This is a genomic window from Paenibacillus sp. E222, from assembly GCF_013401555.1.
Lineage (GTDB): Bacteria > Bacillota > Bacilli > Paenibacillales > Paenibacillaceae > Paenibacillus.
Genome location: NZ_CP058552.1, coordinates 354,733 through 381,633, shown reverse-complemented (window position 1 = coordinate 381,633; position 26,901 = coordinate 354,733). Strand labels below are relative to the sequence as shown.

Here is a 26,901-nt window from a genome sequence, read left to right as displayed (position 1 = left end):
ATGCGTTCGCCTTTATCCCCGGGTTTCGACCGTGAAACGGTTCGGAATAATGAAAGAAACCTGGGGATAACAGCGATCGGAAGATTGTTCTGTCATCGGAGTGGAGTGTGCACCATCACGGTTCTGTTTATAGCCTTACATCTCCTGAAAGAAGGTGAGCCTCCATGGCGCTGTCCACTGCGGCAGATCTCGTTAAAGCTCCTTTGTTATATAAGGGAAAAGTACGTGAGTTGTACGATCTGGGTGAACATTTTCTTATCGTGGTTACGGACCGGATTTCGGCATTTGACTATGTGCTGGACCCAGCCGTCCCCGAGAAAGGCAATGTGCTTAATAAACTGAGCAGCTTCTGGTTTGAACTGACGAGCGACATGATGGATAACCACGTGGTGCATACGGATATAAACCAATTGGGCGATATCATAACTGATCCTGAACTGCTTAAAGACCGCATCATGGTGACCCGCAAAGCCGAGCGCATTGATATTGAATGTGTGGTGCGTGGATACATTACTGGAGGCGGATGGAGACAATATGAGAACAGCGGAGAGGTCAACGGCATCAAGCTGCCGGATGGACTTCGCAAAAACGCCAAGCTCGACGTTCCCATCTTCACCCCGGCAGCCAAAAACGATGTGGGTCACGACGAAGACATCCCGATGGATCGAATGAAAGAAATTGTCGGAGATGCTCTCGCGATTGAACTTCAGGAAAAGAGCCTGCGTCTCTACGAATTCGCTCGCGACTATTGTGATCAGCGAGGTATCATTCTCGCAGACTGCAAATTCGAGTTCGGTATGGTCGATGGCAAAGTCATTCTAATCGATGAAATCTTCACGCCAGACGCTTCTCGCTTCTGGGCCAAAGAGAATTACGCACTCGACATCGAGATCGACAGCATGGATAAAGAACCAGTGCGCACCTATCTGGCAGGCAGCGATTGGGACAAGAACAGCAAACCTGACCCGCTGCCACAAGAGGTAGTGGAGGCCACAACCGCAAGATACGTCGATATTTATCACCGTTTAACTGATAAGTAAGTTTGAGTATGGGACGTTTGAGTGTAGGCTATGGGAAAGTTTTGAGGAGGCTAAAGTTTGAGCGGGCTACGGGAAAGTTTGGCTTTCGATCGCTGTTGCCCCCGGAATGTTTGGATTGGAATCCTTTTTTCAAAAGGAAACATTCCGGTTGCAAAGGCGAACGCTCCGCTTCTCCAGCTCAAATCTTTCCCTCCGCCAGTGTCAAACTGGGATGAGGCAATTAAACCAAGACTTCTATTAAACTGGAAGTTTATCAATATAAAAGAACAGTAAGGTTACTCATTAAACTCGAATACCATTTATTGTTTTAACGTAATGGTCAGGCTAGACCATTACCCACCGTGCAACGTAAAAGGTTTAGGCCTTTAAAAAAACGTCGCATGGACTAGCGGAGGGGCGGAATTGTTCTTAAAGGAGCGATAGCGTTCGCCTTTGTCCCCGGGTTTTGACCGCACAGCGGGCCAAAACAATCCAAAAAACCTGGGGACAACAAGCGACCGGAAAGAACAATCCGCCCCGGAGCAAGCTCCAAAGCCACCTTTTTAACAGCATAAAGCATTTATCCCGTTCATTACTGAGGAGGAACATAAGGATCATGATCAAAGCAACCGTATATGTCACTATTAAGCAAAGCGTACTCGACCCGCAAGGCGTAGCTGTTCAAGGAGCCCTGCATTCCATGGGATTCAACGAAGTGGAAAGTGTACGGATCGGTAAAGTCATGGAATTGAACCTGGATACAACAGATCGTGTGGAAGCGGAGAAACGATTGACAGTAATGTGTGAGAAGCTGCTGGCTAACACCGTTGTTGAAGATTACCGCTACGAATTGGAGGGTTAATCCCATGAAATTTGCAGTTCTTGTGTTTCCTGGCTCCAACTGCGACATCGACTGTTACAAAGCAGTAGAAGATGCGATTGGACAAGAGGTTGATTATGTATGGCACACGGCTACAGATCTTTCGGCGTATGATTGCATCCTTGTTCCAGGTGGTTTCTCTTATGGTGACTATCTGCGCTGCGGAGCGATCTCCCGTTTTGCACCCGTAATGAATGAGGTAGCTAAGGCTGCTGAACAAGGTAAATATATTCTCGGCATTTGCAACGGATTCCAGATCCTCACTGAGGCAGGATTGCTACCTGGTGCATTGATTCGTAATACATCTCTTAAATTCCGTTGTCACGATACGGTGCTGAAAGTAGTGAATGCAGATACACCGTTTACACGTGATTATGCAGCGGGTGAAGAGATTATTATTCCGATTGCTCACGGTGAAGGAAACTATTACTGTGACGAGGAAACGCTCGCGAGTTTGCAGGCAAACAACCAGATCGTCTTTACGTATGGCAGCAACCCGAATGGTTCCCTGGGTGATATCGCGGGAATCTGTAATGAGGGTGGAAACGTGGTTGGCATGATGCCGCATCCAGAGCGCGCGGTGGACTCACTGTTAGGTTCGGAAGACGGCAAACGTATGTTTACATCTATTTTGAAAGCATGGAGGGATCGGCATGACGCAGCAGCTATCCGCTAAGGAACCGACGGCAGAACAGGTCGCAGAACATAAACTTTACGCACAAATGGGCGTGTCTGACAGCGAGTATGAGCTGATCTGTGAGTTCATGGGGCGTAAGCCGAACTACACGGAGATTGGTGTTTTCAGTGTTATGTGGTCGGAGCACTGCGCATACAAAAACTCCAAGCCGTTACTGCGTCGATTCCCTACAAGTGGACCGCGTGTCCTGATGGGTCCAGGTGAAGGCGCCGGAATCGTGGATATCGGTGACAATCAGGCCGTTGTATTCAAAATTGAAAGCCATAACCATCCTTCCGCGGTTGAGCCTTACCAAGGTGCAGCAACAGGTGTAGGCGGCATTATCCGTGATATTTTCTCCATGGGTGCAAGACCGGTAGCATTGCTGAATTCCTTGCGTTTTGGCAAGCTGGAAAGTGACCGAGTGAAATATCTGTTCGAACATGTCGTATCGGGTATCGCTGGCTATGGTAACTGTATCGGAATTCCAACCGTGGCTGGTGAAGTCATGTTTGACGAAAGCTACGATGGTAACCCGCTCGTAAACGCGATGTGTGTAGGTCTGATCGATCATGACAAAATCCAGCGCGGTGTCGCTAAAGGTGTAGGTAACCCGGTGTATTATGTTGGACCGCCAACAGGTCGTGACGGAATTCACGGTGCAACCTTTGCTTCGGTGGAGCTGACGGAAGAATCCGAATCCAAACGGACTGCTGTTCAAGTGGGCGACCCGTTCATGGAAAAACTCGTAATGGAGTCTTGCCTCGAATTGATCGATACCGGTATTGTTCTTGGTATTCAGGATATGGGCGCAGCAGGTCTGACATGCTCCAGTGCGGAGATGGCAAGTAAGGCGGGCAATGGTCTGGAACTGTATCTGGATCAGGTGCCACAGCGTGAAGAAGGTATGACGCCTTATGAGATGATGCTGTCCGAGTCCCAGGAACGGATGCTGTTTGTCGTTGAGCCGAAGGATGAGGCACAAGCGATGGAGATCTTTGAACGTTGGGGCGTTATCTGTGCAAAAGTCGGAAAAGTAACGGACGATGGACGTCTGAAATTGATCCACCATGGCGAAGTGGTTGGAGACATGCCGGTAACGGCTTTGGTTGACGAATGTCCAGTGTATGACAAACCATCTTCTGTACCTGCTTACTACGAGCAAAGTGCTTCCATCGACACGCTTCGTTACGACGAAGTGTCGGATCTCGGCGGTGCATTGAAACAAGTGTTGGCTTCCCCAACAGTAGCGAGCAAGAAGTGGGTCTATGATCAATATGATTACATGGTGCGTACAAGCACTGCGGTTCGTCCAGGTTCGGATGCAGCGGTTGTAACGATTCGCGGGACACGTAAGGGTCTAGCGATGACAACAGACTGCAACGGACGTTATGTATATCTGGATCCAGAAGTAGGCGGACGGATCGCAGTCAGTGAAGCTGCCCGTAACATTGTATGTTCTGGTGCAGAGCCACTCGCGATTACGGACAACCTGAACTTTGGTAACCCGGAGAAGCCGGATATTTTCTGGCAAATGGAAAAAGCGGTAGACGGTATGGCGGAAGCTTGCCGCGTGCTGGATACACCAGTTATCGGTGGTAACGTGAGTCTGTACAACGAAAACGCCAAAGGCTCCATCTATCCAACACCAGTGGTTGGTATGGTTGGTCTCGTTCATGATACAGATCACATCACAACACAGGGCTTCAAAGCCGAAGGTGACGTCATTATCCTGCTCGGTGAAACGAAAGCTGAACTGGGGGGCAGTGAGCTGCAATATGCAGTTCATGGCAAAACGGAAGGCCGTCCACCACAGCTGGACCTCAACACGGAAAAAGCGTTGCTTAATACGGTACTGGAAGCAATCCAATCCGGTCTCGTTCGCTCCGCGCATGACTTGTCTGAAGGCGGTCTGGCTGTAGCATTGGCTGAGTCTTGCATCAGCGGCAATGTTGGTGCGCAGGTCAATGTTGAAACGGCATTGCGTGCAGACCATGCGCTGTTCAGTGAGAGCCAATCTCGTATTCTGTTGTCGGCTTCGCCGGAGCAAGCAGGTAAGCTGGAAGCTTTTGTACGTGAACGCGGTGTGCCTGTAGCTGTTATTGGACGTGTGGAAGGAAGTAACCTGACAATTGAATTGAACGGAACATCAGCCGTGAATGAACCTGTAGGAGGTTTAGCTCAGGTCTGGGAGGATGCGATTCCATGTCTCATGAACTGATGACAGGACCATTGTGGACAGGTGATTATTATAACGAAGGGTCCGGCAAGGAAGGACTCGACAAATTAAAGGAAGAATGCGGAGTATTCGGGGTGTTCAAACACCCTGACGCCGCATCACTATCCTATTATGGCCTGCATGCCCTTCAACACCGGGGGGAAGAAAGTGCAGGAATGTGTGTAAGTGACGGCAACGAGTTTCACTACCACCGTGGTATGGGTCTGGTGAAGGAAGTCTTCACCAAAGATCTGATGCAAACGTTGACCGGGGATATTTCCATTGGACATGTCCGTTATTCAACAAGTGGTGACAGTAAACTGACGAACGCACAGCCATTGGTATTTAAATACCGTGATGGCGATTTGGCAGTAGCAACCAACGGAAATATTGTAAATGCACCAACGATCCGGCGTGAGCTGGAGCAGAGTGGGTCCATTTTTCAAACGACCAGTGATACCGAAGTTATTGCCCATCTAATCGCGAGATCTTCCAAAGGATTGGTAGAAGCTGCGAAGGATGCGTTCCAACGGATTGTGGGTGGTTATGCATTTCTGATCATGACTAACGACAAATTGCTGGTTGCTTCTGATCCCCATGGTCTGCGTCCGCTCACAATGGGTAAATTGGGAGATGCGTATCTGTTTGCATCCGAGACATGTGCATTGGAGACGATTGGTGCAGAGTTGATTCGTGACATTGAACCCGGTGAACTGTTGGTGCTGGATGCGGATGGTCTTCACGAGGACCGCTTCGATCATCACAAACACCGCAAGGCACTGTGCGCAATGGAATATATCTACTTTGCCCGTCCGGATAGTGATATGAATGGAGCAAACCAGCACGCTGCGCGTAAACGGATGGGCAGCCGGATGGCGATTGAGTCATTTGTCGATGCCGATCTGGTGACAGGTGTACCGGACTCCAGTATTTCCGCGGCAATCGGCTACGCCGAGCAGACAGGGATTCCGTATGAGATGGGTATGATCAAAAACAAATACACCGGACGTACGTTTATCCAGCCAAGCCAGGAACTGCGGGAACAGGGCGTGAAGATGAAACTGAGCGCCGTGCGCCGTGTGGTGGAAGGCAAACGCGTGGTCATGATTGACGACTCCATTGTACGGGGAACCACTTCCCGCCGGATCGTGAACATGCTGCGTGATGCAGGAGCAACCGAAGTACATGTACGTATTACCTCACCACCGTTCAAAAACCCGTGCTTCTACGGCATCGATACGCCTGACAGTCGGGAATTGATTGCCTCTCAACTGTCGGTGGAAGAAATTTGCCGTGAAATCAACGCGGACTCCCTGTCGTTCCTCAGTCCGGACGGACTGATTGCATCGATTCAGGGAGATAATCAGGATGACTACAAAGGCGGGCTTTGCCTCGCATGCTTTGATAATGATTACCCAACCCGCCTCGACTTCGGCGGCGAAGAGAAATTCGGCTGCAGCTGCTAGCTGTTATCTGGCGGGACAAAACGTAACTCGCCGCGCCGAGCCCTTAAGCCCCGCCTTGCGGAGCAACAGGGGCACGGGCAGCAGTGCAAAGCAGCTGCCCTCCGGGCACAGCCCGAGCCCTTAGCCCCGCCTTGCGGAGCAACAGGGGCACGGGCAGCCAGGCGAAGCAGCTGCCCTCCGGGCGCAGCCCGAGCCCTTAGCCCCGCCTTGCGGAGCAACAGGGGCACGGGCAGCAGTGCAAAGCAGCTGCCCTCCGGGCGCAGCCCGAGCCCTTAGCCCCGCCTTGCGGAGCAACAGGGGCACGGGCAGCAGTGCAAAGCAGCTGCCCCAGCGGGCTTGCCCCGCAGCGCAGCCGAGCGGGGTTCGCTGATCGGTGGCCTTGGGCCAACGGATCGGCGAACAACCACGCGAGCACACGAACGAACCAACCATAGCAAGATCATACCAGCCACCCCTGCACCGCTTGTTTGGCGGGTGTCCAGAGGGCCTGCCAAGGTCCTATGGGGTCCTCCCGGGCGGGAGGATTTAGGAGGGGCGAAAAATAAGGAGCTGATTCCACTTGTCCGAAGCATACAAAAACGCCGGCGTCGATATCGCGGCAGGCAACGAAGCGGTTGAACGGATGAAAAAACACGTGAAGCGTACCTTCCGTCCGGAAGTGATGACAGATCTGGGAGGCTTTGGCGCCCTGTTCGGTTTGAACAAAGATAAATATGATGAGCCGGTGCTTGTATCCGGTACAGACGGTGTAGGAACCAAGCTGAAAATCGCATTTGCCATGGACCGTCATGATACCATCGGAATCGACGCAGTAGCCATGTGTGTGAACGACATTGTGGTACAAGGCGCAGAGCCGCTGTTCTTCCTCGACTATCTGGCATGTGACAAAGTCATCCCGGAGAAAATCGAAGCCATCGTTGCGGGAATCGCAGAAGGATGTCATCAGTCGGGCTGTGCGCTGATCGGTGGCGAAACGGCTGAAATGCCGGGCATGTACAGTGAGGGTGAATACGATATTGCCGGATTTACCGTAGGTATCGTGGACAAAGCGAAAATCATTAACGGTACAACGATCGCTTCTGGCGACACGGTGATCGGACTTGCATCCAGCGGAGTGCATAGTAACGGATTCTCCTTGGTACGCAAACTTTTGTTGGAACAAGCCGGATTGGGCTTGCAGGATGAAGTCGCTGAACTGGGTGGTAAGCTGGGTGACGCACTTCTGGAACCAACGAAAATCTATGTGAAACCACTTCTGTCCCTGCTTGAAAAGGTAAAAGTAAAAGGCATGGCGCACATTACAGGTGGCGGCTTCATCGAGAATATCCCACGTATGTTGCCAAACAACGTGAATGTGGATATTGATTACGGCTCTTGGCCGATTCTGCCAATCTTTAATCTGTTGCAAGAAAAGGGCTCCGTTTCGAACCGCGACATGTTCACCACATTTAATATGGGGATCGGACTTGTGCTGGTTGTGAATGAAGCAGATGCAGGTGAAGCATTGGAACAACTGAAAGCATCCGGTGAAGAAGCGTACATCATTGGACGTGTGACCGAAGGAGATGCGCGAGTAACCTTCACGGGAGCGGATGTTTAATGGTTAACTACCGTATTGCTGTATTTGCCTCTGGTGAAGGGTCGAACTTTCAGGCATTGGTGGATGCAGTGCGGAGCGGAGAAGTAGGTGCATCCATAGATCTGCTGGTATGTGACAAACCGTCTGCACGTGTGGTGCAGCGGGCGCAGGATGCAGGCGTGGAATGCCATCTGTTTACTCCTAAAAATTATGATTCCCGCGAAGCCTACGAGGCTGAGATCGTAGAAGTGCTTGAATCCAAAGACATTGACCTGGTTGTTCTTGCCGGATATATGAGATTGTTGACTTCGGTTGTTGTGGATCGCTATGCAGGACGGCTGATCAATATTCATCCGTCCTTGTTGCCAGCGTTTGCAGGCAAAGATGCCATAGGACAGGCACTGGAATACGGCGTTAAAATTACCGGGGTTACCGTCCACTTTGTGGATGGGGGCATGGATACAGGGCCGATTATTGCCCAGCATCCTGTTCCGATTTTGCCAGAGGACACGGCTGAGTCCGTCAGTCGGTCCATCCATGCTGCCGAACAGCAGCTGTACCCTCAGGTTGTATCCTGGTTTGCTCAGGGATGGGTCCAGCTCGAAGGCCGCCAAGTTACTGTAAAGAAAGCGGATTGAAGCCGATTCGGGCAGGAACTGTCGTTTGAAACAAGTATGATCGTCGAAAATTGGTACGCATTTTGTGATATTTCTCGGGAAATAAATCGGTTGTGTTTCGCCATGAAGCGCGAAGCCATGGGACATTAAAGGAGGAGCATATTGTGAGTATCAAAAGAGCGCTGGTCAGCGTATGGGATAAAACAGGCATCGTGGATTTTTGCCGCGAGCTGTCGCAAATGGGTGTGGAGATTATTTCGACAGGAGGTACAAGCAGTCTGTTGTCGAAGGAAGGCGTACCTGTCATCGGAATTTCGGATGTGACCGGATTCCCGGAGATTATGGATGGACGTGTGAAAACATTGCATCCGGGAGTTCATGGTGGTTTATTAGCTGTTCGTGACAGCGAAGAGCACAAGCGCCAGATGGAAGAGAATGGACTGGACTATATCGACCTCGTTGTTGTAAACCTGTATCCGTTCCAAGACACCATCGCCAAACCGGATGTAACGTATGAGGACGCAATCGAGAACATCGATATTGGTGGTCCAACCATGCTTCGTTCTGCTGCCAAAAACCATGCTTATGTTAGTGTTGTTGTAGACACAGCAGATTACGGCAAGGTGCTTGAAGAAGTCCGCAGCAATGGGGACACCACACTCGAGACACGCAAACGGCTTGCGGCAAAAGTGTTCCGCCATACAGCGGCATACGATGCAGTTATTTCCGATTATCTCTCCAACCTGAACGGTGATCCACTGCCAGAGCGTCTGACGGTTACTTACGAAAAACTCCAGGATTTGCGCTATGGCGAAAATCCACATCAGCAGGCGGCATTCTACCGCAAACCGCTGGCAGCCCAAGATACGTTGACAACAGCTGAGCAATTGCATGGCAAAGAGTTGTCCTACAATAATATCAACGATGCGAACGCAGCATTGCAGATTGTGAAAGAATTCGAAGAACCGGCAGTTGTGGCGGTTAAACATATGAATCCTTGCGGCGTGGGTATTGGCGAAAGCATCTACGAAGCTTATGGCAAAGCTTATGCGGCTGATCCAACTTCTATCTTTGGTGGAATCGTGGCAGCCAATCGCATAATCGATAGCGATACAGCGGCTAAACTGAGTGAGATTTTCCTGGAAATCGTACTGGCTCCTGATTTTACACAAGAGGCACTCGACATCCTGACCAAAAAGAAAAATATTCGTTTGCTCAAAACGGGTGAACTGAACGCTGCCCGCAATCGGGAGAGTAAGTTCGTAGTAACTTCAATCGACGGCGGCATGATCGTGCAGCAAAGCGATGTGCATTCCATTGAAGCGAGCGAGCTCAAGGTAGTTACTGATCGTGCACCATCCGAAGAAGAACTGAAACAGCTGTTGTTTGGCTGGAAAGTGGTTAAGCACGTGAAATCCAATGCGATCGTGCTTGCAGCAAACGACATGACTGTAGGTGTAGGCGCAGGGCAAATGAACCGTGTGGGCGCAGCCAAGATTGCTATTGAACAAGCTGGAGAACTAGCCAAAGGAGCCATTCTGGCATCCGATGCTTTCTTCCCAATGGGCGATACACTGGAACTTGCAGCGAAAGCTGGAGTTACAGCCGTTATTCAACCAGGTGGTTCGATCAAGGACGAAGAGTCCATCAAAGTTGCGAATGAATACGGTATTGCCATGGTGTTCACAGGCGTTCGTCACTTCAAACACTAAACGACAACTATAATGCTTCCAAACGATGAACAAGCGAATAGGCTTGTTCATCCTCTTTTTCAGCTTTTTTGCCAAGAGAATAGAAAAAAATCCTGAAATTTATGGAGGGGGAACAGCGCTAATGGATATTCTGGTAGTGGGCGGCGGTGGCCGGGAACACGCAATCATATGGGCACTGGCGAAAAGCCCGAAGGCAGGCAAGATTCATTGTGCTCCGGGAAATGCAGGCATTGCACAGCTTGCGGAGTGTCATCCGATCGCGGTTAATGAATTCGATAAACTGACGGCACTTGCCGTGGAGCTTAACGTGGGATTGGTTGTTATTGGGCCAGACGATCCGCTCGCAGACGGCATTGTAGACGCTTTTGATAAAACAGGCATTCCGGTATTTGGACCACGCCGCAATGCAGCAGAGATTGAAGGCAGCAAAACGTTCATGAAAGACTTGCTGCATAAATACAATATTCCGACTGCAGCCTATGAGAAATTCGACAATTACGAGCAAGCGCAGGCTTATCTGAATGAGCAGGCCATCCCTGTAGTAATCAAGGCCGATGGGCTGGCAGCTGGAAAAGGAGTTACCGTAGCCTATTCACGTGATGAGGCTGATCAAGCACTCCGCAGCATTATGGTGGACAAAGTATTTGGTGAAGCAGGAGCCAAAGTCATCATTGAAGAATTCCTCGCAGGTCAGGAAATGTCGATTTTGGCGTTTGTCGATGGGGAGACCGTTCGTCCGATGGCCGCAGCACAAGATCACAAACCGGTATTCGACAATGATCAGGGGCCAAACACGGGAGGTATGGGTACATACTCACCATTGCCACATATTCAGGCCTCGATCATTGAAGAAGCGGTAGAGACGATAATTAAACCAACAGCCAAAGCGATGGTATCCGAAGGGCGTCCGTTCCAAGGTGTATTGTTTGCCGGGCTGATGATTTCACCAGATGGTAAACCCAAAACGATTGAGTTCAACGCTCGCTTCGGTGATCCTGAGACGCAGGTTGTATTGCCACGTCTGAAGAGTGATCTGCTCGACATTTTCTGGGCTACGGTGCACGGGAAATTGGCGGATATCGAGATTGAATGGAGTGACGAATCCGCTGTATGTGTGGTGCTTGCTTCTGGAGGATATCCTGGTCCGTATTCAAAAGGTGTAGTTATTGAAGGACTGGATCAAGTCGATGAAGCAGTAGTATTCCACGCTGGAACGGCACGCACTGAATCTGGAGAATGGGTCACCAATGGTGGACGAATTCTAGGCGTTGTGGGTCTTGGTTCTGATATTGCCGAGGCCAGAAACAAAGCCTACGCTCAAGCAGAACGCATCCATTTTGACGGTAAACATCAAAGGTCTGATATTGCTGCTAAAGCGTTGGTATAACTAATTCTAATTCATTGTAACTTGATAAAGTGAAGCCTAAGGGCCCGTAAAGATGTACACCGAAAAAAGGTGTTTGCATCCTGCGGGCCCTTTTCAACGTATACATGATTATGGTGTCATTGCTGGACGTGTCATAGTCCGGATACGGCAAAGAAGAATGGCTATAAATAAAGGCCCCCAGCAGGTTTAATCGACCAAAGTAAAAGGGTAGCATTTCTATAAATTGGTCTATACTAATTATGTGAACCATATCACATAAAATGAACTGTAAATGGGAGAAAAACCACGTATATAAAAGATTTTTTTGTGAACTCATATCTATTCTTTATTCCAAACCATAACGTGCAACTGGATGGTTTGGCGTAGAACATGTTATACTTTTCTGAAACAGGAATGAACAAGAGGGGAGGTGGATATCTATTGGGAAGGCGATATTGTAAACTGTCCAAATGGAGAATTTTGGTGGAGTAAATCGAGAAACAATGACAGCATGAGGGGGAACCCTGTTTTTAGTGAAGTAGTTTCTATAAGTGATTGACTTCATCCTGAATTCCTGTTTTGCAATTTTACAAGGTCAAAGTATAACCTATACACACTTTATCTTTTCGATTTCATATAAGGCATACGCCATATTGAACGTCAATCAGCTGTTGAATGGTTAACCAAGTTAACCGATGACGCTGTAACTATCTCTGGAGGTGAATCCCTGAGAAGCGGGGAAATCATTGGACATAATCACCATATTAAATATTGTATTACTCATTATCTTGATTGCATTAACCGCATTTTTCGTTGCATCTGAGTTCGCTGTGGTTAAGATTCGTACATCAAGAGTGGATCAACTGGTTGCCGAGGGGAATAAAAAAGCCATATTGGCCAAGAAAGTAGTCTCGGACCTCGATTATTATTTGTCAGCCTGTCAGCTTGGTATTACCGTAACTGCCCTTGGATTGGGAGCGCTCGGTAAGCCAACCGTTGAAAGGTTGTTATACCCCGTATTTAATTATCTGGACGTATCAGCTTCCATATCGGCGGTTGCTTCCTATGCGATTGCCTTTATCCTTGTCACGTTCCTGCACGTTGTGGTTGGGGAGATGGCTCCCAAAACGATGGCGATTCAATTTTCGGAAAAATTGACGCTGTTGCTCTCGCCGCCGCTATATTGGTTCGGAAAAATTATGTATCCCTTCATTTGGGCGCTGAACGGTGCGTCTCGGGTAATTCTTCGGGCATTTGGCGTAAAGCCTGCCGGACATGAACAGGCCTACTCGGAAGATGAGATCAAAATCATCATGAACCAGAGTTATGAAGGAGACGAGAACAACAAGACCAAGCTTTCGTATCTGGAAAACGTATTCGTGTTCGATGAGCGTGATGCCAAAGACATCATGGTTCCGAGGACAGAGCTTGTGACACTGAATCAGAATATGACTTACGACGATATCATTCCGATATTGGATGAGCATAATTATTCACGTTATCCCGTCATCGAGGATGGGGACAAGGACCGAATTGTCGGTGTAGTGAATGTGAAAAAGATTTTGCCCGACATGGTTGCCCTTAGGGAGCACCAACTTATCGATTTTGTTCGGGAGATTCCTTTCGTATCTGAAGTTACAAGTATCCAGGATGCCATGATCAAGATGCAGCAGGAACGCGTGCACATGGCTGTGGTCGTGGATGAATACGGAGGTACTTCGGGAATCATTACAATGGAGGATATTCTGGAGGAGCTTGTCGGCGAGATTCGGGATGAGTTTGATGCCGATGAAGTTGCTGACATTCAGGTAACCGGAGAGAACCAATATCTCATTAACGGCCGGGTGCTGCTGGATGAGTTGGAGCGACAGTTTGGGCTTGTCTTTGAAGGCAATGAAGAGATGGATACCGTGGCCGGATGGATTCAGTTCCAGAAGGGTGTCGGTGTGGAACAAGGCGATACGGTAGAACACGGTGATTACGTCTGGACCGTTGTGGACGCAGAAAATTTTCACATTAAACAAGTCCTGCTTGAACGTGTAAACGGTGCTCAGATCGATGAATCTTCCAGTGACCTGGCCTGATCTGATTAGTCTAAAATTGCTTTCTTCACTGCTACTGCCCTCATTATATTTTAACGATATGGCAGCGTAACAGTGAAGGGGGGCGGAATCAATTCTGAAGAAGCGAAGCGCTCGCGTTTGTAAACAAATTTTAAACCATTGAAAACTATAATCAGAGAAATTTGGAGACAATGGCGATCGGAAGAATGATCCGTAACCGGAGCGTCTCTCGTGCATCACTTAAATAAAACTTGGAGGTGAATCCCTCATTTTGAGGGAAATCATTGGACGGAATAATAGCCTTAAACTTATTTTTAGTAGCCGTATTTATAGGTCTGACCGCCTTTTTCGTTGGAGCGGAATTTGCAATTCTGAAAGTACGGATGTCCCGAATAGATCAGTTGATCTTGGAAGGGAACAAAAAAGCGGTATTGGCCAAAAAAGTGGCTCACAATCTGGATTATTATCTATCTGCGTGTCAATTGGGTATCACGATCACAGCGCTGGTATTGGGCGCATTGGGTGAACCCACTGTTGAGAAAATGCTGCATCCGTTGTTTGAGCGACTGGAAGTCCCAGCGGCGTTGTCTACGGTACTTTCGTACGGGATTGCCTTGGCAATCATTACGTTTCTGCATGTGGTTATCGGTGAATTGGCACCGAAAACACTGGCGATCCAGTTTGCAGAGAAGATGACACTATTGCTTGCACCACCGCTGTACTGGTTCGGTAAGATCATGAATCCGTTCATCTATGCCCTGAATGGGGCTGCTCGTCTATTGCTTGGAATTTTCGGTATAAAACCTGCCGGTCACGATACAGTTCACTCCGAGGAGGAACTGAAGCTGATTATGGCACAGAGTTATGAGAGTGGAGAAATTAATCAGACAGAGCTGGACTACCTCAAAAACATTTTTGCTTTTGATGAGCGTTTGCTTCAGGAGATTATGATCCGCAAAGAAAAAATCGTTACGTTGGACAAAGAAATGCCGCTGGATCGTATGATCGAGGTTCTAAAGCAGCATGAATATACACGTTTCCCGGTGATCGAAAAAGGAAATCAGGATCAATTCATTGGATTTATCCATACAAAGGAAATGCTTACGAGTGTTGCAGCAGGCCGGGAATTCAATATGGATACGTTTGTACACGACATGTTAAAATTTTCGGAGTTATCGCCGATTAAGGATGTCTTGGTCCAGATGCAGCAAAGTCGTTCCCATATCGCTACAGTTCATAATGCAGAAGGGGAAACAGTTGGTCTGGTTACGATGGAGGATATTCTTGAAGAAATTGTCGGGGATATCAAGGACGAGTATGATGGCAAAGATCTGGTTCAACCGACTAAGCGATTAAAATTAACCTAAAAGTAATGCGAGATTATAAGGATCGATGTTGTGCGGCGGCAATTGAATAAGTTTCAAGGAAGACAGGTTTCCGAGTGATCGGGGCCTGTTTTTTTGCCCATCCGAGTATACTCAAGCGGCATTCAGCAGGTTAAAGTCCAGCAATATCTTAACTTTAAAACAAAAGCTTGCAAATCGTGGCTTAATGGATTAATATAAATTTAAAGAATCTTAATTTAAAGATAAAAAAACAAAAAGCAAAGCAATGTATAACGAACTGCTAAATATAACAATGATACAAATAAAACCAAGGGAGTGGAGATTATGTTCAGAACTTCAGGAATCCATCACGTAACGGCTTTTGTAGATGATGCACAGAAAAACGTTGATTTTTACGCAGGTGTATTGGCACTGAGAATGGTGAAAAAAACAATTAACTTTGATGCACCGGATGTGTACCATCTGTATTATGGCAATGAGGATGGCGCTCCTGGCACTATTATCACCTTCTTCCCGCAGCAGAATGCTAGAAGAGGTGTCATCGGCGCAGGACAGACTGGAGTAACCGTATATGCGATTCCGGTGGGCAGTCTACCATTCTGGAAAGAACGTCTGGCATCCTTCGATATTCCATTTGAAAATAAAACAAGATTTGGCGAGCAATACATTCGTTTCTTCGATAAAGGCGGTCTGTTGCTCGAGTTGGTCGAGCGTGAAGGAGGTCAGCCAAGTCAGTGGTCATTCAACGGCGTACCCTCTGAACATGCCATCAAAGGTTTTGGTGGAGCTGTTTTATTCAGCCATGTACCTGACAAAACAACGGATGTACTGACAACGATGCTCGGTCTCGAGCAGGTAGGAGAAGAGGATGGAATCATTCGTCTGCAGGCGAGTGGTGACATCGGTCAACTGATCGACATTCAATCGACTGGAATCCAACGGGGAATTGGCGGAGCAGGCACGGTTCACCATATTGCATGGCGCGCAAAAGATTATGTCGAGCACGAACAAATGCAGCAGGAGCTTCAAAAAGCCGGATATCATCCAACTCCGGTCATTGACCGCCAGTACTTTAACGCCGTGTATTTCCGGGAACCGGGAGGTATACTGTTTGAACTGGCTACTGATCCTCCAGGATTTGCACGGGATGAACCACAGGAGAGCATGGGTGAAAAACTGATGCTGCCTGAATGGTACGAACCACAGCGTGAGCAGATTGAACAGCTGCTGCCACCTATTCAAGTACGTGAATGGAAAGGAGAGTCCAAATCATGAGTACTACTAATACAATGAAACATATCTATAAAGCAGGTTCTCAGCCAACTGCTCCCACCCTTTTGTTACTGCACGGGACAGGTGGAACGGAGAACGATCTGGTAGGTCTGGCCGAGATGATTGCCCCAGGAGCAGGTATTCTGGGGGTGCGTGGTAACGTATCCGAAAATGGAATGCCTCGTTTCTTCCGCCGTTTGGCGGAAGGGGTGTTCGATGAAGAGGATCTCATTGCACGGACAGCGGAACTGGGTTCTTTTGTGGATGCAGCCGCTGTGGAGTATGGCTTTGATCGTGCCAATGTCTTCGCACTGGGCTATTCCAACGGAGCAAACATCGCAGCAAGTCTGATTTTCCATCAGGCTGATGTTTTTAAAGGAGCGATTCTGCACCATCCAATGGTACCGCTTCGCGGTCTGCAATTGCCAGAACTGAAGGGGCTGCCTGTATTCATCGGAGCAGGAGAGAACGATCCAATTGTGCCGAAACGAGAAACGGATGAACTCGCTTCACTGCTTAGTGGAGCAGGTGCAGCCGTGCACATGCACTGGGAGCGTCAGGGACATCAGTTGACTCGTACCGAGGCGGAAGCTGCTGAGGCGTGGTTTAAGACTCAGGCTTAAAAATTTGACTAGTTGCTTTAAATACTTCTTTTAAAAGGGATGTCCCATAGGTCATGAAAATGACGGGGATACCCCTTTTTTGCCGTTTATACGGTTTAAGGAACCGAGCAGCATGCTACTCGTGCAATTTCAATGATCCACTTTTTAATGAATCAGAGCGACACTATGCCTTGTCCTAAAGTATGGAATAATCTATAATCAAGTAATTGATAATGATTTTCAATTAGATGCGGTTTGTTTGCGAATGGTAAATGATGCGAGCTCAGGCGCAAGAACAGTGCAAAAGTGATACAATAAAAAGAAAAAGCAATGCTTGCATTGCCAACAAAGATAAGCGGAGTGTGGATAAGAGATGAAACCAGTGGAACAAGAACCAACGGGAACTGCCAATCCCGGCCGTACCGGTGTTGGCATGGAAGATATCGTGCGCGCACATCATGTGCTGCGTGAAGTCATTGTAAGAACGCCATTGCAGCGGGATGCTGTATTGTCGGCCAAATATAACTGTAATGTGTATCTTAAACGGGAAGACCTGCAGGTGGTACGTTCGTTTAAAATTCGTGGAGCATACAACATGATTCGTAGTCTGACTCCTGCTGAACTGGAGAAAGGCATTGTCTGCGCGAGCGCGGGTAACCATGCGCAGGGAGTTGCTTTTTCCTGTAACGCGCTTAGCATCCACGGCAAAATTTTTATGCCGAGCACAACTCCTAACCAGAAGGTGAAACAGGTACGTCGATTTGGTGGAGATAATGTTGAAGTGGTGCTGACAGGTGATACGTATGACGATGCTTATGAAGAAGCTATGCGTGCGTGTAATGAACAGGGCATGACGTTCATCCATCCGTTCGATCAGCCGAAGATCATTGCGGGTAATGGTACGGTAGCGATGGAAATCATGGAGAGTCTGGATGAAAAAGCGGATTATGTATTCGTCACAATCGGTGGTGGCGGTCTGGCTGCTGGTGTTGGAACCTACATGAAGACGGTTAGCCCGGAAACCCGCATCATTGGCGTAGAACCACTTGGCGCGGCTTCCATGAGTGAGGCCATGTTCCGCAAGCAGGTTGTCACGTTGGATAATATTGATAAATTCGTGGATGGTGCTGCGGTGAAACGCGTTGGTGACCTAACCTTCGACATCTGTAGCAGCACGTTGGATGATATTGTGAAGGTGCCTGAAGGCAAAGCCTGTACAACCATTTTGGAGCTATATAATGAAAATGCGATTGTTGTGGAGCCTGCTGGTTCTTTGGCGGTTGCTGCACTCGAGCAGTATCGCGAACAGATTGCGGGCAAGACGGTTGTCTGTGTGATCAGCGGCGGCAACAATGATATCGATCGGATGCAGGAAATCAAGGAACGTTCGTTGATTTATGAAGGTCTGAAATATTATTTCATGGTCAATTTCCCACAGCGTGCGGGAGCTTTGCGTGAATTCCTTGTGGAAGTACTGGGACCCAATGACGACATTGCCCGTTTTGAATATACGAAGAAGCATGATAAGGAAAATGGACCGGCCTTGGTGGGCATCGAGCTGATGTACAAGGAAGATTACCAGCCGCTGATTGAACGTATGAATCGTAAAGGCCTCGCGTATACCGAGCTGAACAAAAATCTCAATCTGTTCAACATGTTAATCTGATGAATCATTCCAATGTGAAGTCGGACCGTAGTGAGGCGCAGCCTCTGTTGAGACCTGCTCACAAAGAAGATGCGGCACAAGTCATTCCTTTGCTTTATCAGGCGATTGGTGATATTGCCTATGCTCTGGCGGGTGAAGGTGAGCATGAGAAAGCGATGCAGATATTGCAGCAATTTTACGTGCAGGAAGACAATAGGATCAGTTATCGCAACATAACGGTAATGGAGCACAACGAACAGGTCGCTGGAATACTGGTAGCGTATGATGGCGGTGAAGCAGATCTTCTGGATCAGCCAATATTGGATCGGCCTGGTCGGAGTACAGATGAGAAATATACGTTGGTCAAAGAAACCCGTCCCGGGGAGTATTATCTGGATACTCTATCCGTAAGCGAAGCGTATCAGGGGCAGGGCATCGGCAAGGCGTTGATGGCTGCTTTTGAGCAGCAGGGAAGGGAACTCGGACACTCCCAGGTGTCCCTCATTGTTGAACGGGACAATGGCCGGGCCTTGATGCTGTACGAACGGCAGGGCTATATCAAGGATGAAGTCATTGTCATTGGTGGACATGAGTATAACCATATGGTCAAGCCAATTCTGTAGTTCATGCATCCGAACGAATTAGCCTGGTGTAGGAGATTCAATTCAAATTCAATTCATCGATAGAATCCACAAAGAAAACCGACATGGGAGCGAATCCTATGTCGGTTTTCTTTGTGTGCTTTATGTGTCCTTTAGGTGATTAATATCATGATTATTTAATAGCCGGCATCCGCCCCGGTCGGAACATTCTGTTCCAGCCATTTCTCCACCGCAGCTGTTTTCTCATACTTCGCTTCCTTAACCACATCCATAAAGGCATCCAGCTTGGAGAGAAACACACTATCGACTGATGCAAGACGCTGCAAGACGCCGTTGTATCCTCTTTGGGCGTTAGCAACCATTTTGTTCGTTTCATAATCAAACAGCGGTGTATTGTTCAGCCCATAAAAGGTATACAGGGTATAACTGTTCAACAGATCCTGTACCTGCTTGGCCCGATTCGATTTCGGATGCAGCTCCAGGAATCTTTCCTGGCTAAGTGCCCGAAGGAGAATTTCCTGATATCCAATGACCAGAGCTCCGTCATCCGCAGGCAGGTTTTTCGTTTCCTTCGTCATGATATTGATGTAGCTTGAGATATCCTCTGTAATTTCAGAGGTATATTTCACGAATGCCGCATAATTCATAATGGGATAGAGGGAGCCTTCGAGCATGACGAGGCGATAGCCGCTGTCACGGGCTTCTTTTAAAAGTACACGCAGATCGGAATCCTGGGTACGCTCCATGAGTTTGGTGAAGCTGTCGTTCGTTTGGTATGCCTTGAGCATCTTGTCCTGAACGTTAGGAACGAGCAAGCGGTCCGTCATGGAGGTTAGGGCCTTCAGACGTGCATTCTCCAATTGAAGGACCATCAGGGTGGCGTGATGCTTTGTTACTTTTTTGATATTGGATTCCAGATAGGTGTCAGCGGCGGGTAAGCCGTTCTTTTTTTTGAGCATGGACTGAAATGTTTTATATATGGCGGTTGAACTGCTGGTGGTTACTTTGGTATCCAGGCTTGAAGGAGCGGCAGTAGCAGCTCCGGATGTAGCTGGGGTTCCTGTAAAGATTGCAGCAATGGTAACGACTGTGATGAAGAATCGCATCCTTTTGCGTTGACCAGATAAATACGATGATGTCATCTGTGTGAACCTCCCGTAATTATAAAGATAATAGGTTGTTATTCACTATACATTAAACGAAATTGGGAAAGATGTTGTTGCGGAATAATGACAAATTCTTCTGTTATTTTTAACCTTTGGAGGGTAGATGGCGGAAGGACATTTCTGCGAAAATATTTTTTGTGGGATTGGAAACTTTTACTTATGTTCATACGTCTTAGATGTGCACAGGAAATTACAGGAATAAAATGAAATTCACCAACGATGACATTTCAACTTAAATAATGAAGAGAATGGGGATATTGGATATGAGAAAAGCTGGAGGACGTCAAGTGAAAAAGGTGATGTCAGCACTGGCCGTATCGGCTATGTTGATGTCTGCACTACCAACGTCGGTTATGGATGCAGCTGCAAGAATCAGCATTTATATTAACGACGCGGAGTTATCCTCTGCACAGGCCCCTGTCATGAAAGGTGGACGTGTACTGGTTCCATTACGCTCCATTTTCGAAGGCTTGGATGCCACTGTAAAGTACACCAATAAAACCAAAACGATCACGGCGAACCGGGGAGATCAGGAAGTATCGCTGAAACTGGGTTCCAAAACGGCTTACATCAACGGAGAAGCGGTAGCGCTAGATGTACCTGCAAATACCATCAAGGGAAACACAATGGTTCCAATTCGTTTTGTCAGTGAAGCTTTTGGAGAGAAAGTATTCTGGAATTCCCGCAATCAGCGAGTAGATATCAAAACAACGTCCACTCCTCCTGTGGATGAGACGCAATATGCAGCATGGAACATTTACGGTGCTGTGTCAGGAAGCAATGGGGATGGTCGAGATCTGACCGTAAGTTTCACACGTCCGACGTCCGAGAAGGCTGTGTCGGCATATCGGATTATGCTGGTAAAAACACGTGATGTGAACAGCTTTACTGAGTCTGCGGCATCGGCAGTACCATCTAGTAATTACACTTCCATTTCTCCAAATGGCACCGATCCAAGATTGACATTGAATGCTCAGACACGTGACGTGAACGGGGATCTGTTGAATTCAAATGAAACCTATCGATTGTATGTACTTACGGTGGGGAACAGCAACAACAGCTACAAAAATCAGCTGGCCTGGTCTACCCAGTCCATAAAACTAAACAATGTGAAAACGACGGTGCAGCCTGTCACAGGCCTGCGGATCGCAGATATCAGCGACTACGGAGATGGACGTGATCTGGAAATTAACTTCACACAGCCGAGCACCACATCGAATATTACGTATTACCGTGCTTTTGTAGTTAAGGCGAAAGACGCTTCTTCATTCAATCTAACTACGGCCAATAATGTGTCCAGTTCGAATTCAACCATTATTTACAAAGGTAACAGCGCAGCGGTCAAAACCCAGCTCAGTTCCTCGACGCGTGATACATCCGGGGAATTGATCAAAAACGGCACATCTTATGTCGTTTACATTGTATCCGTGAGCTCCAATGCGGCAACAGCAGACAATAAACTGTCCACAGTATCATCTTCACTTACGCTGGGCGTAAACACAGCAACAGCGCCAGTCATCACGCAAGTAAAAGACAATTCGGATTATGGAGACGGTCGTGACATTCAGGTGAGCTTCAACCGTTCATCCGATGAGTCCAGAGTTGCTAATTATCGAATTTTTGTAGTGCGGAACTCGGTATCCAGCAGCTTTAATCTGACTACGGCGAGCAATCTGTCTTCCAGCTTGTACTATAACGTGAACAAAACAGGCAACAACATTACAACAACACTGCCATCCTCCATGAAGGACACAAGTGGTTATAACGTAACGAATCTGCAAGATTATCGAATCTACGTTATGGCTGTAGGCAACCAGCAGAATGGATATACTAATGCGCTGTCTTCGTCGTCAACGCTGTTGAGACTGACAACGAATAGTAATGCTGGCGTTGCAAGCAATATCGGGGTTGCTGATGTGAGTGACTATGGCGATGGGCGCGATCTCCGGGTTTCGTTTAATAGAGCTTCGGATGAATCCAATGTTTCTGCGTATCGTGTATATGTGGTCCGTTCGGGAAATGCAGGCAGCTTCACACTGAGCGCGGCTAATGCATCGAACAATTATTATCAGGTGAGCAAAACGGGTGGAAATCAGTCATTTACTCTTCCGAGCAGCGCGGTAGATACTAATGGATCTCGAATCTCTAATGGTGTTTCTTATCGTGTGTTCGTCCTGTCGGTAAGCAATAGCGGCAATTCCAGCCAGAATGCATTGTCATCTTATTCTTCACAAATTACGCTAGTACAGAACTCGACTGTGGCCGCTCCGACCTACGTGAATGCAGCGGACATCGGAGATAATGGAGACGGTAGTGATTTGCAGGTGACATTTAATAGATCGTCTAATGAGACGAATGTTTATCATTATCGTGTTTTCGCAGTCAAAACGGCGAATTTGGGTGGGTTCGATTTGGCCGAAGCAAATCGGAACTCAAACTATAAGGTTGTAAATAAAGCTAGCGGAAGCGGAAATTATACTTTGACTTTAAAGGATGTAAAAGCAACAGATGGTACAGATATTCGCAATGATGAGAACTATCGTATATTTGTGCTTGCAGTAAGCAATACCAGCAACTCTTCCAATGTGCTGTCCACTGCGTATGCTGATATTAAATTGTCTGTAACAAGTGCTGTTGGAGCAGTTAAAATCACTGATGTAGAAGTTAAAAATGAAGAGCAAGCTGCTGGCGATGCAACGGATGTGACCTTGAGATATACGGAACCAGCTTCTAAAGTAGGAATCAGTCGTTATGTTGTAATGATTGCCCCGACTGGAAGTGCATTTAATCTTAATTTGGCGAAAGCTATTGCAAAAGAAAACAATCCTAACGTGATCAGATCATTGGAAACGACAGGGGGCTATGCTATACTTCCGAATGCACTGAATGATATCAATGGGCAACCTATTGTATCGGGCAAGTTGTACACGGCTTACATTTTATCAGAATCCTCCGACAGCAAACGTGAATCAAACATAGATTCAGCTACTTTCATAATTAATGCTAAAAAACAGTCACCAACATTTGTAGAGAAGGTAGCAGATGTGAAGGCGACGGCAACGGATACTTCGATTAGTGTAAGTTTCACCAAGCCTGGCAATGAAACAGGAATTTCTCGTTATGATGTGTACGTTGTTAAAGCTAAGAGTGGTTCAGGTGATACTGGAAAAGCTTTAGAAAGAGTGAATATTGGTAGTAACCCAAGAACAGCAACTGTGAATATTGGAGTTTCCTCCAATGATTCTGACGGTTCAGTTTTTGAAGCGGGAGAATACAAAGTTCTGGTAGTTTCTGTGGCTAGTGATAATACTAAGTATAAAAACAATTCAGAAGTAGCTACATTTCCAATTTCGGTAGCTCCTACGGGTACAGACCAAGGGAGCAACAATACACCAGCACCAGCTGGAGATACACCATCTTCATAATAATAAAGTAAGATTAACGTTAAACAAGGTAAGTAGTTCGTTTTGAGCTCCAGAAGTAGTGGAGGGGACGGAATCGATTCTGAAGAAGCGGTAGCGCTCGCCTTTGTCTCCGAATTTAAACCTTATAGAGGTTGAATCAAAAAAAATTTGGAGACAACAGCGATCGAAAGAACGATCCGTAACCGGAACGGCCACTCCAAGAACCAACAATCTTATCTTTCAGTTATGTTAACACTCAGCCTCCCTTTCCAAATGAGAAGGGGAGTTTTTTTATTTATCATCTTAAAAGTTGTTGTGTCATCGCAGTAGATTTTGTGAATCGTATGTAATCCATTTTAAAAATCCTGTCACCAAAAAGGTTCCTTTGACCGTTGCTGCAACGAGTCAACCGATGGATAATAGGAGAAAGAAGAGCATGATCCGAAAGGAATGATGGAATGCTTGCATTTCGCTTGACCGGCCTGCCGGATTCCCGGTTGCCTCTGTATCTGTATTGTGTGGGAACACAAGAAGAGAAGGTCCAGTTCAGACCGGATGGATTTCCGGTGTATCAGCTTTTTTTGTTACGCAGCGGCAAGGGAGAATTTAAGGTTCCAGGTGAAGGAGCATGGACAGTATCGGCAGCTGAACTGTTCGTGATCGAACCGGGGGTGGCACATGAGTATATTCCGTATTCCAAAACACACGGGGAGCTTGGATATATTGGCATTGGTGGAGAGGCGGCGGGGGCGGTGCTTCGGTCGGCGGGACTGCTGCCAATGGGGCCACGGCGTTTGTCCGAATTTGAACAGTTCTGGTCAAGAGTGACGGGGATCTGGCACTCGCTGGACGATGGGATGACTGAAATGTGGAACAGCTCAACGATCATCTACCAGCTTATTCTGGACATGTCTCGTTACATCCTCCCGCTGCATGATGAGACAGAAGAGCGAGAAGCAAGGCGTAGGTCGTTAACACGTTCTGAGCGCGAGTCGGAATCGGCAAATGAAGCATTCACTCGAGCAGTGTCGCTGATGCATACACACTACCAGGATGATCTGCTGCTGAAGCATGTAGCTGAAGCTGTTGGTTATTCAGTGCAGCACCTGAACCGATTATTTCACCAGAGACATGGGGTGACGGGACATCAGTACATGCAGCGATTACGTTTGCACAAGGCATCGGAATGGCTGGACAAGCACCCACGAGCAAGTGTAAGAGAGGCTGCGGAGACGGTTGGTATGGAAGTGAACTACTTTATCCGCATGTATAAGCGAGAATTCGGAGAGACCCCGGGCAAGGAAATCAAACATCGCATTCAGCTCAAAATGGAGAGAGACTCTACGGGTTCTGTGGATCATCTATATGAAGTATGATAAGCCCTTCCTTTCGGGAGGCGGGATCAGCTTCATACGAGCTACTGACTGTATGTAAGGTTACTCATAAGGTGTGGCACATGATCACCTTTACCTCTGATAGATAAAGAGCATTATGAGCTTTTTCTGAACGGTCTAAAAATAAAAATAGCTGTCGAGAACTTCTCAACAGCTGGCTAGGGGCCATTATGGCCCCTTTTTGGACACTCGATAATCTGATCTATCTCATCACCGAATGTCGTACTTCATTCGTACTTTAATCTTCGCACACCACATTACTGTACGATATACCCAATGCTACTGCCCCACCAAGGGCATCAGCATCCTTATGCTTTCTTTTGTCCAAATAGTGGTCTCAACGTAGCCAAGCCCACAATACCGATCACAAGACTTATCCACGGAGCCAGCGTAAATACGGGAAGGCTGTCACGCAACGGATATCCTACAAATAAGACAAGCACAACGATAACGATATAGATGGCGATCCCACGAAGGTTGATCTGTGGTCTGGCCGTCTTGTCTGCTCCCTGATCATCTGGACGCTCAGCAAGGCGACGAAGCATTTCAACCAGTGCAATACCTCCAACCGCCGCAACGATAAGGGAGAACAGGCTGATATGGCTAAATGGTTCCGTATCTCCACCCGTCCAGCCAATAAATAATCCAACTGCACCTTGAATCAGCATGACAAAAGACAAAGCTGCCCAAGAGATCATGAAGTACCATTTAGGCGTCCGTTTCACTTGATCCGGAGTCTCCGCGGGTTCCGCTTCAACCGCTGCGGTCTTTTTGGCTGAGGTACTGGTTGTTTTATTGGATTTGCTTCCGGAGCTCTGTACAGCCTTACTTGAAGCTCTGGATGAGTCCATATGAATTTCGCCAGCAGTTGCAGCCGGATTATTATCATCTGCTACTCCTAGTTGTGAATAGATATGTTGTTCCAGATTAGGTCCATATAACTCGCGAGCAGGCTTACCGTCACGCTGAGCTTGTACGATGGCTCTTCCAGCCGAGAGAATCCATTCTTCCTGCGTTCTCTCATCGGCAGGTGCTTGGCGCGCAATGGTGCTGATCTGATCAAACAGTTTTACATGCTCCGGTGTCATCTTACTCATTTCGGTCATTTGCCGATTCTGTATTTCTTTCAACTTTTTATAGGAAATCCCCAATGATTGCTCCCCCTGTCTACACACGTTCTGATCCCCGGTGATCTGGAGACCCTGACGGTATTTTAGTATACGGGAAGGGCTCTCGTTTCGCAAAGTCATTCCTTATAAAACAACTGTTTACGATTCGACCATAGCCCTGCACAGGCCAGAATGACACAGGTGCATAACAGCACCAGTTTTCCGTGACTACGAATCCATTCCAAGATGTGTTCCATGAATTCAACCCTTTCGCCAGAAGGAATCAGAGGCAAATGTTGGCTATAATATTTTGCTTAGGTTCTCCGTGGTTCGCCATTAATATGCGTAAGTGCTCGTCAAGTTCTAACGATTGTGTGAAGAATGAATAAAGTACAGCCGATTCCACCACAATAGTAGCATTTCCAACAGAAACCAGGGATTGGAGTGTGGCAGGTATGGATCAACAAACGGATAAACTAACAAGGAAGCTGCTGCTGAATAGCAACTCCCGTGGAGTAACGGATGAGGTTGTGCCAATGGAGGAGACGTTGGAGGATGTTGAATATGCGGAAGAGTATACAGATGGAACCTTTCAGTCAGGGAGCTTCTGGGGGAGCTCGAATTCGGTTCATGAACATGAATGGCAGGGTCGAGTGGAGACTCATGAGATGTTCCGTCGCAGTTATGAGTAGTGACTTTAAGTATTAGAAATAATTCGAGTCAGCTGTGGTCAGCTTGGCTCATTTTTTTTGCGAAATTACCGAT

20 protein-coding genes are annotated in these 26,901 nt (G+C 47.5%); 18 read left to right on the top strand and 2 right to left on the bottom strand.

The features are described from left to right. The first annotated feature begins 164 nt into the window (after positions 1–164). From HW560_RS01630 to HW560_RS01560, 15 genes are all read left to right on the top strand, one after another. Positions 165–1,040 carry a phosphoribosylaminoimidazolesuccinocarboxamide synthase gene (locus HW560_RS01630; protein ID WP_179261722.1) on the top strand — a complete coding sequence of 292 codons (876 nt, stop codon included), beginning with the start codon at positions 165–167 and terminating at the stop codon, positions 1,038–1,040. A 595-nt stretch (positions 1,041–1,635) separates the two neighbouring features. Continuing rightward, the gene (purS, locus tag HW560_RS01625) at positions 1,636–1,881 is read left to right on the top strand and encodes a phosphoribosylformylglycinamidine synthase subunit PurS (RefSeq protein ID WP_179261720.1); all 246 of its coding nucleotides are present in this window, start codon (positions 1,636–1,638) and stop codon (positions 1,879–1,881) included. Positions 1,882–1,885: 4 nt separating this feature from the next. Then, a complete protein-coding gene (gene purQ / locus HW560_RS01620) occupies positions 1,886–2,575 on the top strand; it encodes a phosphoribosylformylglycinamidine synthase subunit PurQ (RefSeq protein ID WP_090904901.1) in 690 nt (229 codons plus the stop codon). After that, a complete protein-coding gene (purL, locus tag HW560_RS01615) occupies positions 2,553–4,796 on the top strand; it encodes a phosphoribosylformylglycinamidine synthase subunit PurL (RefSeq protein ID WP_179261718.1) in 2,244 nt (747 codons plus the stop codon). The genes purQ and purL overlap by 23 nt, the downstream gene beginning before the upstream one ends. Next, positions 4,781–6,259 (top strand): amidophosphoribosyltransferase, encoded by a 1,479-nt coding sequence (gene purF / locus HW560_RS01610; RefSeq protein WP_090904897.1) that lies wholly within the window; start codon positions 4,781–4,783, stop codon positions 6,257–6,259. The genes purL and purF overlap by 16 nt, the downstream gene beginning before the upstream one ends. Positions 6,260–6,818: 559 nt before the next feature. Next, complete coding sequence (gene purM / locus HW560_RS01605) at positions 6,819–7,859, top strand: phosphoribosylformylglycinamidine cyclo-ligase (protein ID WP_090904895.1); 1,041 nt, start codon at positions 6,819–6,821, stop codon at positions 7,857–7,859. Continuing rightward, positions 7,859–8,476 carry a phosphoribosylglycinamide formyltransferase gene (purN, locus tag HW560_RS01600; RefSeq protein WP_090904893.1) on the top strand — a complete coding sequence of 206 codons (618 nt, stop codon included), beginning with the start codon at positions 7,859–7,861 and terminating at the stop codon, positions 8,474–8,476. The genes purM and purN overlap by 1 nt, the downstream gene beginning before the upstream one ends. 143 nt (positions 8,477–8,619) lie before the next feature. Beyond that, complete coding sequence (purH, locus tag HW560_RS01595) at positions 8,620–10,167, top strand: bifunctional phosphoribosylaminoimidazolecarboxamide formyltransferase/IMP cyclohydrolase (protein WP_090904892.1); 1,548 nt, start codon at positions 8,620–8,622, stop codon at positions 10,165–10,167. A 121-nt stretch (positions 10,168–10,288) separates the two neighbouring features. Further along, positions 10,289–11,554 (top strand): phosphoribosylamine--glycine ligase, encoded by a 1,266-nt coding sequence (gene purD, locus HW560_RS01590; RefSeq protein ID WP_179261716.1) that lies wholly within the window; start codon positions 10,289–10,291, stop codon positions 11,552–11,554. 725 nt (positions 11,555–12,279) lie between these two features. Beyond that, positions 12,280–13,617: a hemolysin family protein gene (locus HW560_RS01585; RefSeq protein WP_090904888.1), complete on the top strand. Its 1,338-nt coding sequence runs from the start codon at positions 12,280–12,282 to the stop codon at positions 13,615–13,617. 263 nt (positions 13,618–13,880) lie between these two features. Then, positions 13,881–14,963 (top strand): hemolysin family protein, encoded by a 1,083-nt coding sequence (locus tag HW560_RS01580; RefSeq protein ID WP_090904886.1) that lies wholly within the window; start codon positions 13,881–13,883, stop codon positions 14,961–14,963. Between the two features lie 303 nt (positions 14,964–15,266). Beyond that, entirely contained in the window at positions 15,267–16,217 is a 951-nt protein-coding gene (locus tag HW560_RS01575; RefSeq protein ID WP_373564974.1) for a ring-cleaving dioxygenase, read from the top strand. Between the two features lie 14 nt (positions 16,218–16,231). Further along, on the top strand, positions 16,232–16,837 hold the full coding sequence (locus tag HW560_RS01570; RefSeq protein ID WP_090904938.1) for an alpha/beta hydrolase: 606 nt from the start codon (positions 16,232–16,234) through the stop codon (positions 16,835–16,837). Between the two features lie 352 nt (positions 16,838–17,189). Beyond that, positions 17,190–18,482: a threonine ammonia-lyase IlvA gene (gene ilvA / locus HW560_RS01565; RefSeq protein ID WP_090904885.1), complete on the top strand. Its 1,293-nt coding sequence runs from the start codon at positions 17,190–17,192 to the stop codon at positions 18,480–18,482. Further along, positions 18,482–19,084 carry a GNAT family N-acetyltransferase gene (locus tag HW560_RS01560; RefSeq protein WP_179261714.1) on the top strand — a complete coding sequence of 201 codons (603 nt, stop codon included), beginning with the start codon at positions 18,482–18,484 and terminating at the stop codon, positions 19,082–19,084. Before ilvA ends, HW560_RS01560 begins: the two co-directional genes overlap by 1 nt. Positions 19,085–19,239: 155 nt before the next feature. Here the strand turns inward: HW560_RS01560 and HW560_RS01555 are convergent, their stop codons facing one another. After that, entirely contained in the window at positions 19,240–20,205 is a 966-nt protein-coding gene (locus HW560_RS01555; RefSeq protein ID WP_179261712.1) for a hypothetical protein, read from the bottom strand. A 287-nt stretch (positions 20,206–20,492) separates the two neighbouring features. Here HW560_RS01555 and HW560_RS01550 point away from each other — a divergent pair, with 287 nt between their 5' ends. Both HW560_RS01550 and HW560_RS01545 read left to right on the top strand, forming a co-directional pair. Then, positions 20,493–23,654: a copper amine oxidase N-terminal domain-containing protein gene (locus HW560_RS01550; protein ID WP_179261710.1), complete on the top strand. Its 3,162-nt coding sequence runs from the start codon at positions 20,493–20,495 to the stop codon at positions 23,652–23,654. A 437-nt stretch (positions 23,655–24,091) separates the two neighbouring features. Further along, positions 24,092–25,009 (top strand): AraC family transcriptional regulator, encoded by a 918-nt coding sequence (locus tag HW560_RS01545; RefSeq protein WP_179261708.1) that lies wholly within the window; start codon positions 24,092–24,094, stop codon positions 25,007–25,009. A gap of 326 nt (positions 25,010–25,335) precedes the next feature. Here HW560_RS01545 and HW560_RS01540 read toward each other — a convergent pair whose 3' ends face one another. Then, a complete protein-coding gene (locus HW560_RS01540) occupies positions 25,336–26,178 on the bottom strand; it encodes a DUF1129 family protein (RefSeq protein WP_179261706.1) in 843 nt (280 codons plus the stop codon). A 413-nt stretch (positions 26,179–26,591) separates the two neighbouring features. Here HW560_RS01540 and HW560_RS01535 point away from each other — a divergent pair, with 413 nt between their 5' ends. Then, positions 26,592–26,828 (top strand): hypothetical protein, encoded by a 237-nt coding sequence (locus tag HW560_RS01535; protein ID WP_090904876.1) that lies wholly within the window; start codon positions 26,592–26,594, stop codon positions 26,826–26,828. The last annotated feature ends 73 nt before the right edge of the window (positions 26,829–26,901 follow it).

Coding starts and splice junctions, on each gene's coding strand:
- HW560_RS01630 (WP_179261722.1), top strand. CDS start 165: ATGGCGCTGTCCACTGCGGCAGATCTCGTTAAAGCTCCTTTGTTATAT.
- purS (WP_179261720.1), top strand. CDS start 1,636: ATGATCAAAGCAACCGTATATGTCACTATTAAGCAAAGCGTACTCGAC.
- purQ (WP_090904901.1), top strand. CDS start 1,886: ATGAAATTTGCAGTTCTTGTGTTTCCTGGCTCCAACTGCGACATCGAC.
- purL (WP_179261718.1), top strand. CDS start 2,553: ATGACGCAGCAGCTATCCGCTAAGGAACCGACGGCAGAACAGGTCGCA.
- purF (WP_090904897.1), top strand. CDS start 4,781: ATGTCTCATGAACTGATGACAGGACCATTGTGGACAGGTGATTATTAT.
- purN (WP_090904893.1), top strand. CDS start 7,859: ATGGTTAACTACCGTATTGCTGTATTTGCCTCTGGTGAAGGGTCGAAC.
- purD (WP_179261716.1), top strand. CDS start 10,289: ATGGATATTCTGGTAGTGGGCGGCGGTGGCCGGGAACACGCAATCATA.
- HW560_RS01575 (WP_373564974.1), top strand. CDS start 15,267: ATGTTCAGAACTTCAGGAATCCATCACGTAACGGCTTTTGTAGATGAT.
- HW560_RS01570 (WP_090904938.1), top strand. CDS start 16,232: ATGAAACATATCTATAAAGCAGGTTCTCAGCCAACTGCTCCCACCCTT.
- ilvA (WP_090904885.1), top strand. CDS start 17,190: ATGAAACCAGTGGAACAAGAACCAACGGGAACTGCCAATCCCGGCCGT.
- HW560_RS01560 (WP_179261714.1), top strand. CDS start 18,482: ATGAATCATTCCAATGTGAAGTCGGACCGTAGTGAGGCGCAGCCTCTG.
- HW560_RS01555 (WP_179261712.1), bottom strand. CDS start 20,205: ATGACATCATCGTATTTATCTGGTCAACGCAAAAGGATGCGATTCTTC.
- HW560_RS01550 (WP_179261710.1), top strand. CDS start 20,493: ATGAGAAAAGCTGGAGGACGTCAAGTGAAAAAGGTGATGTCAGCACTG.
- HW560_RS01545 (WP_179261708.1), top strand. CDS start 24,092: ATGCTTGCATTTCGCTTGACCGGCCTGCCGGATTCCCGGTTGCCTCTG.
- HW560_RS01535 (WP_090904876.1), top strand. CDS start 26,592: ATGGATCAACAAACGGATAAACTAACAAGGAAGCTGCTGCTGAATAGC.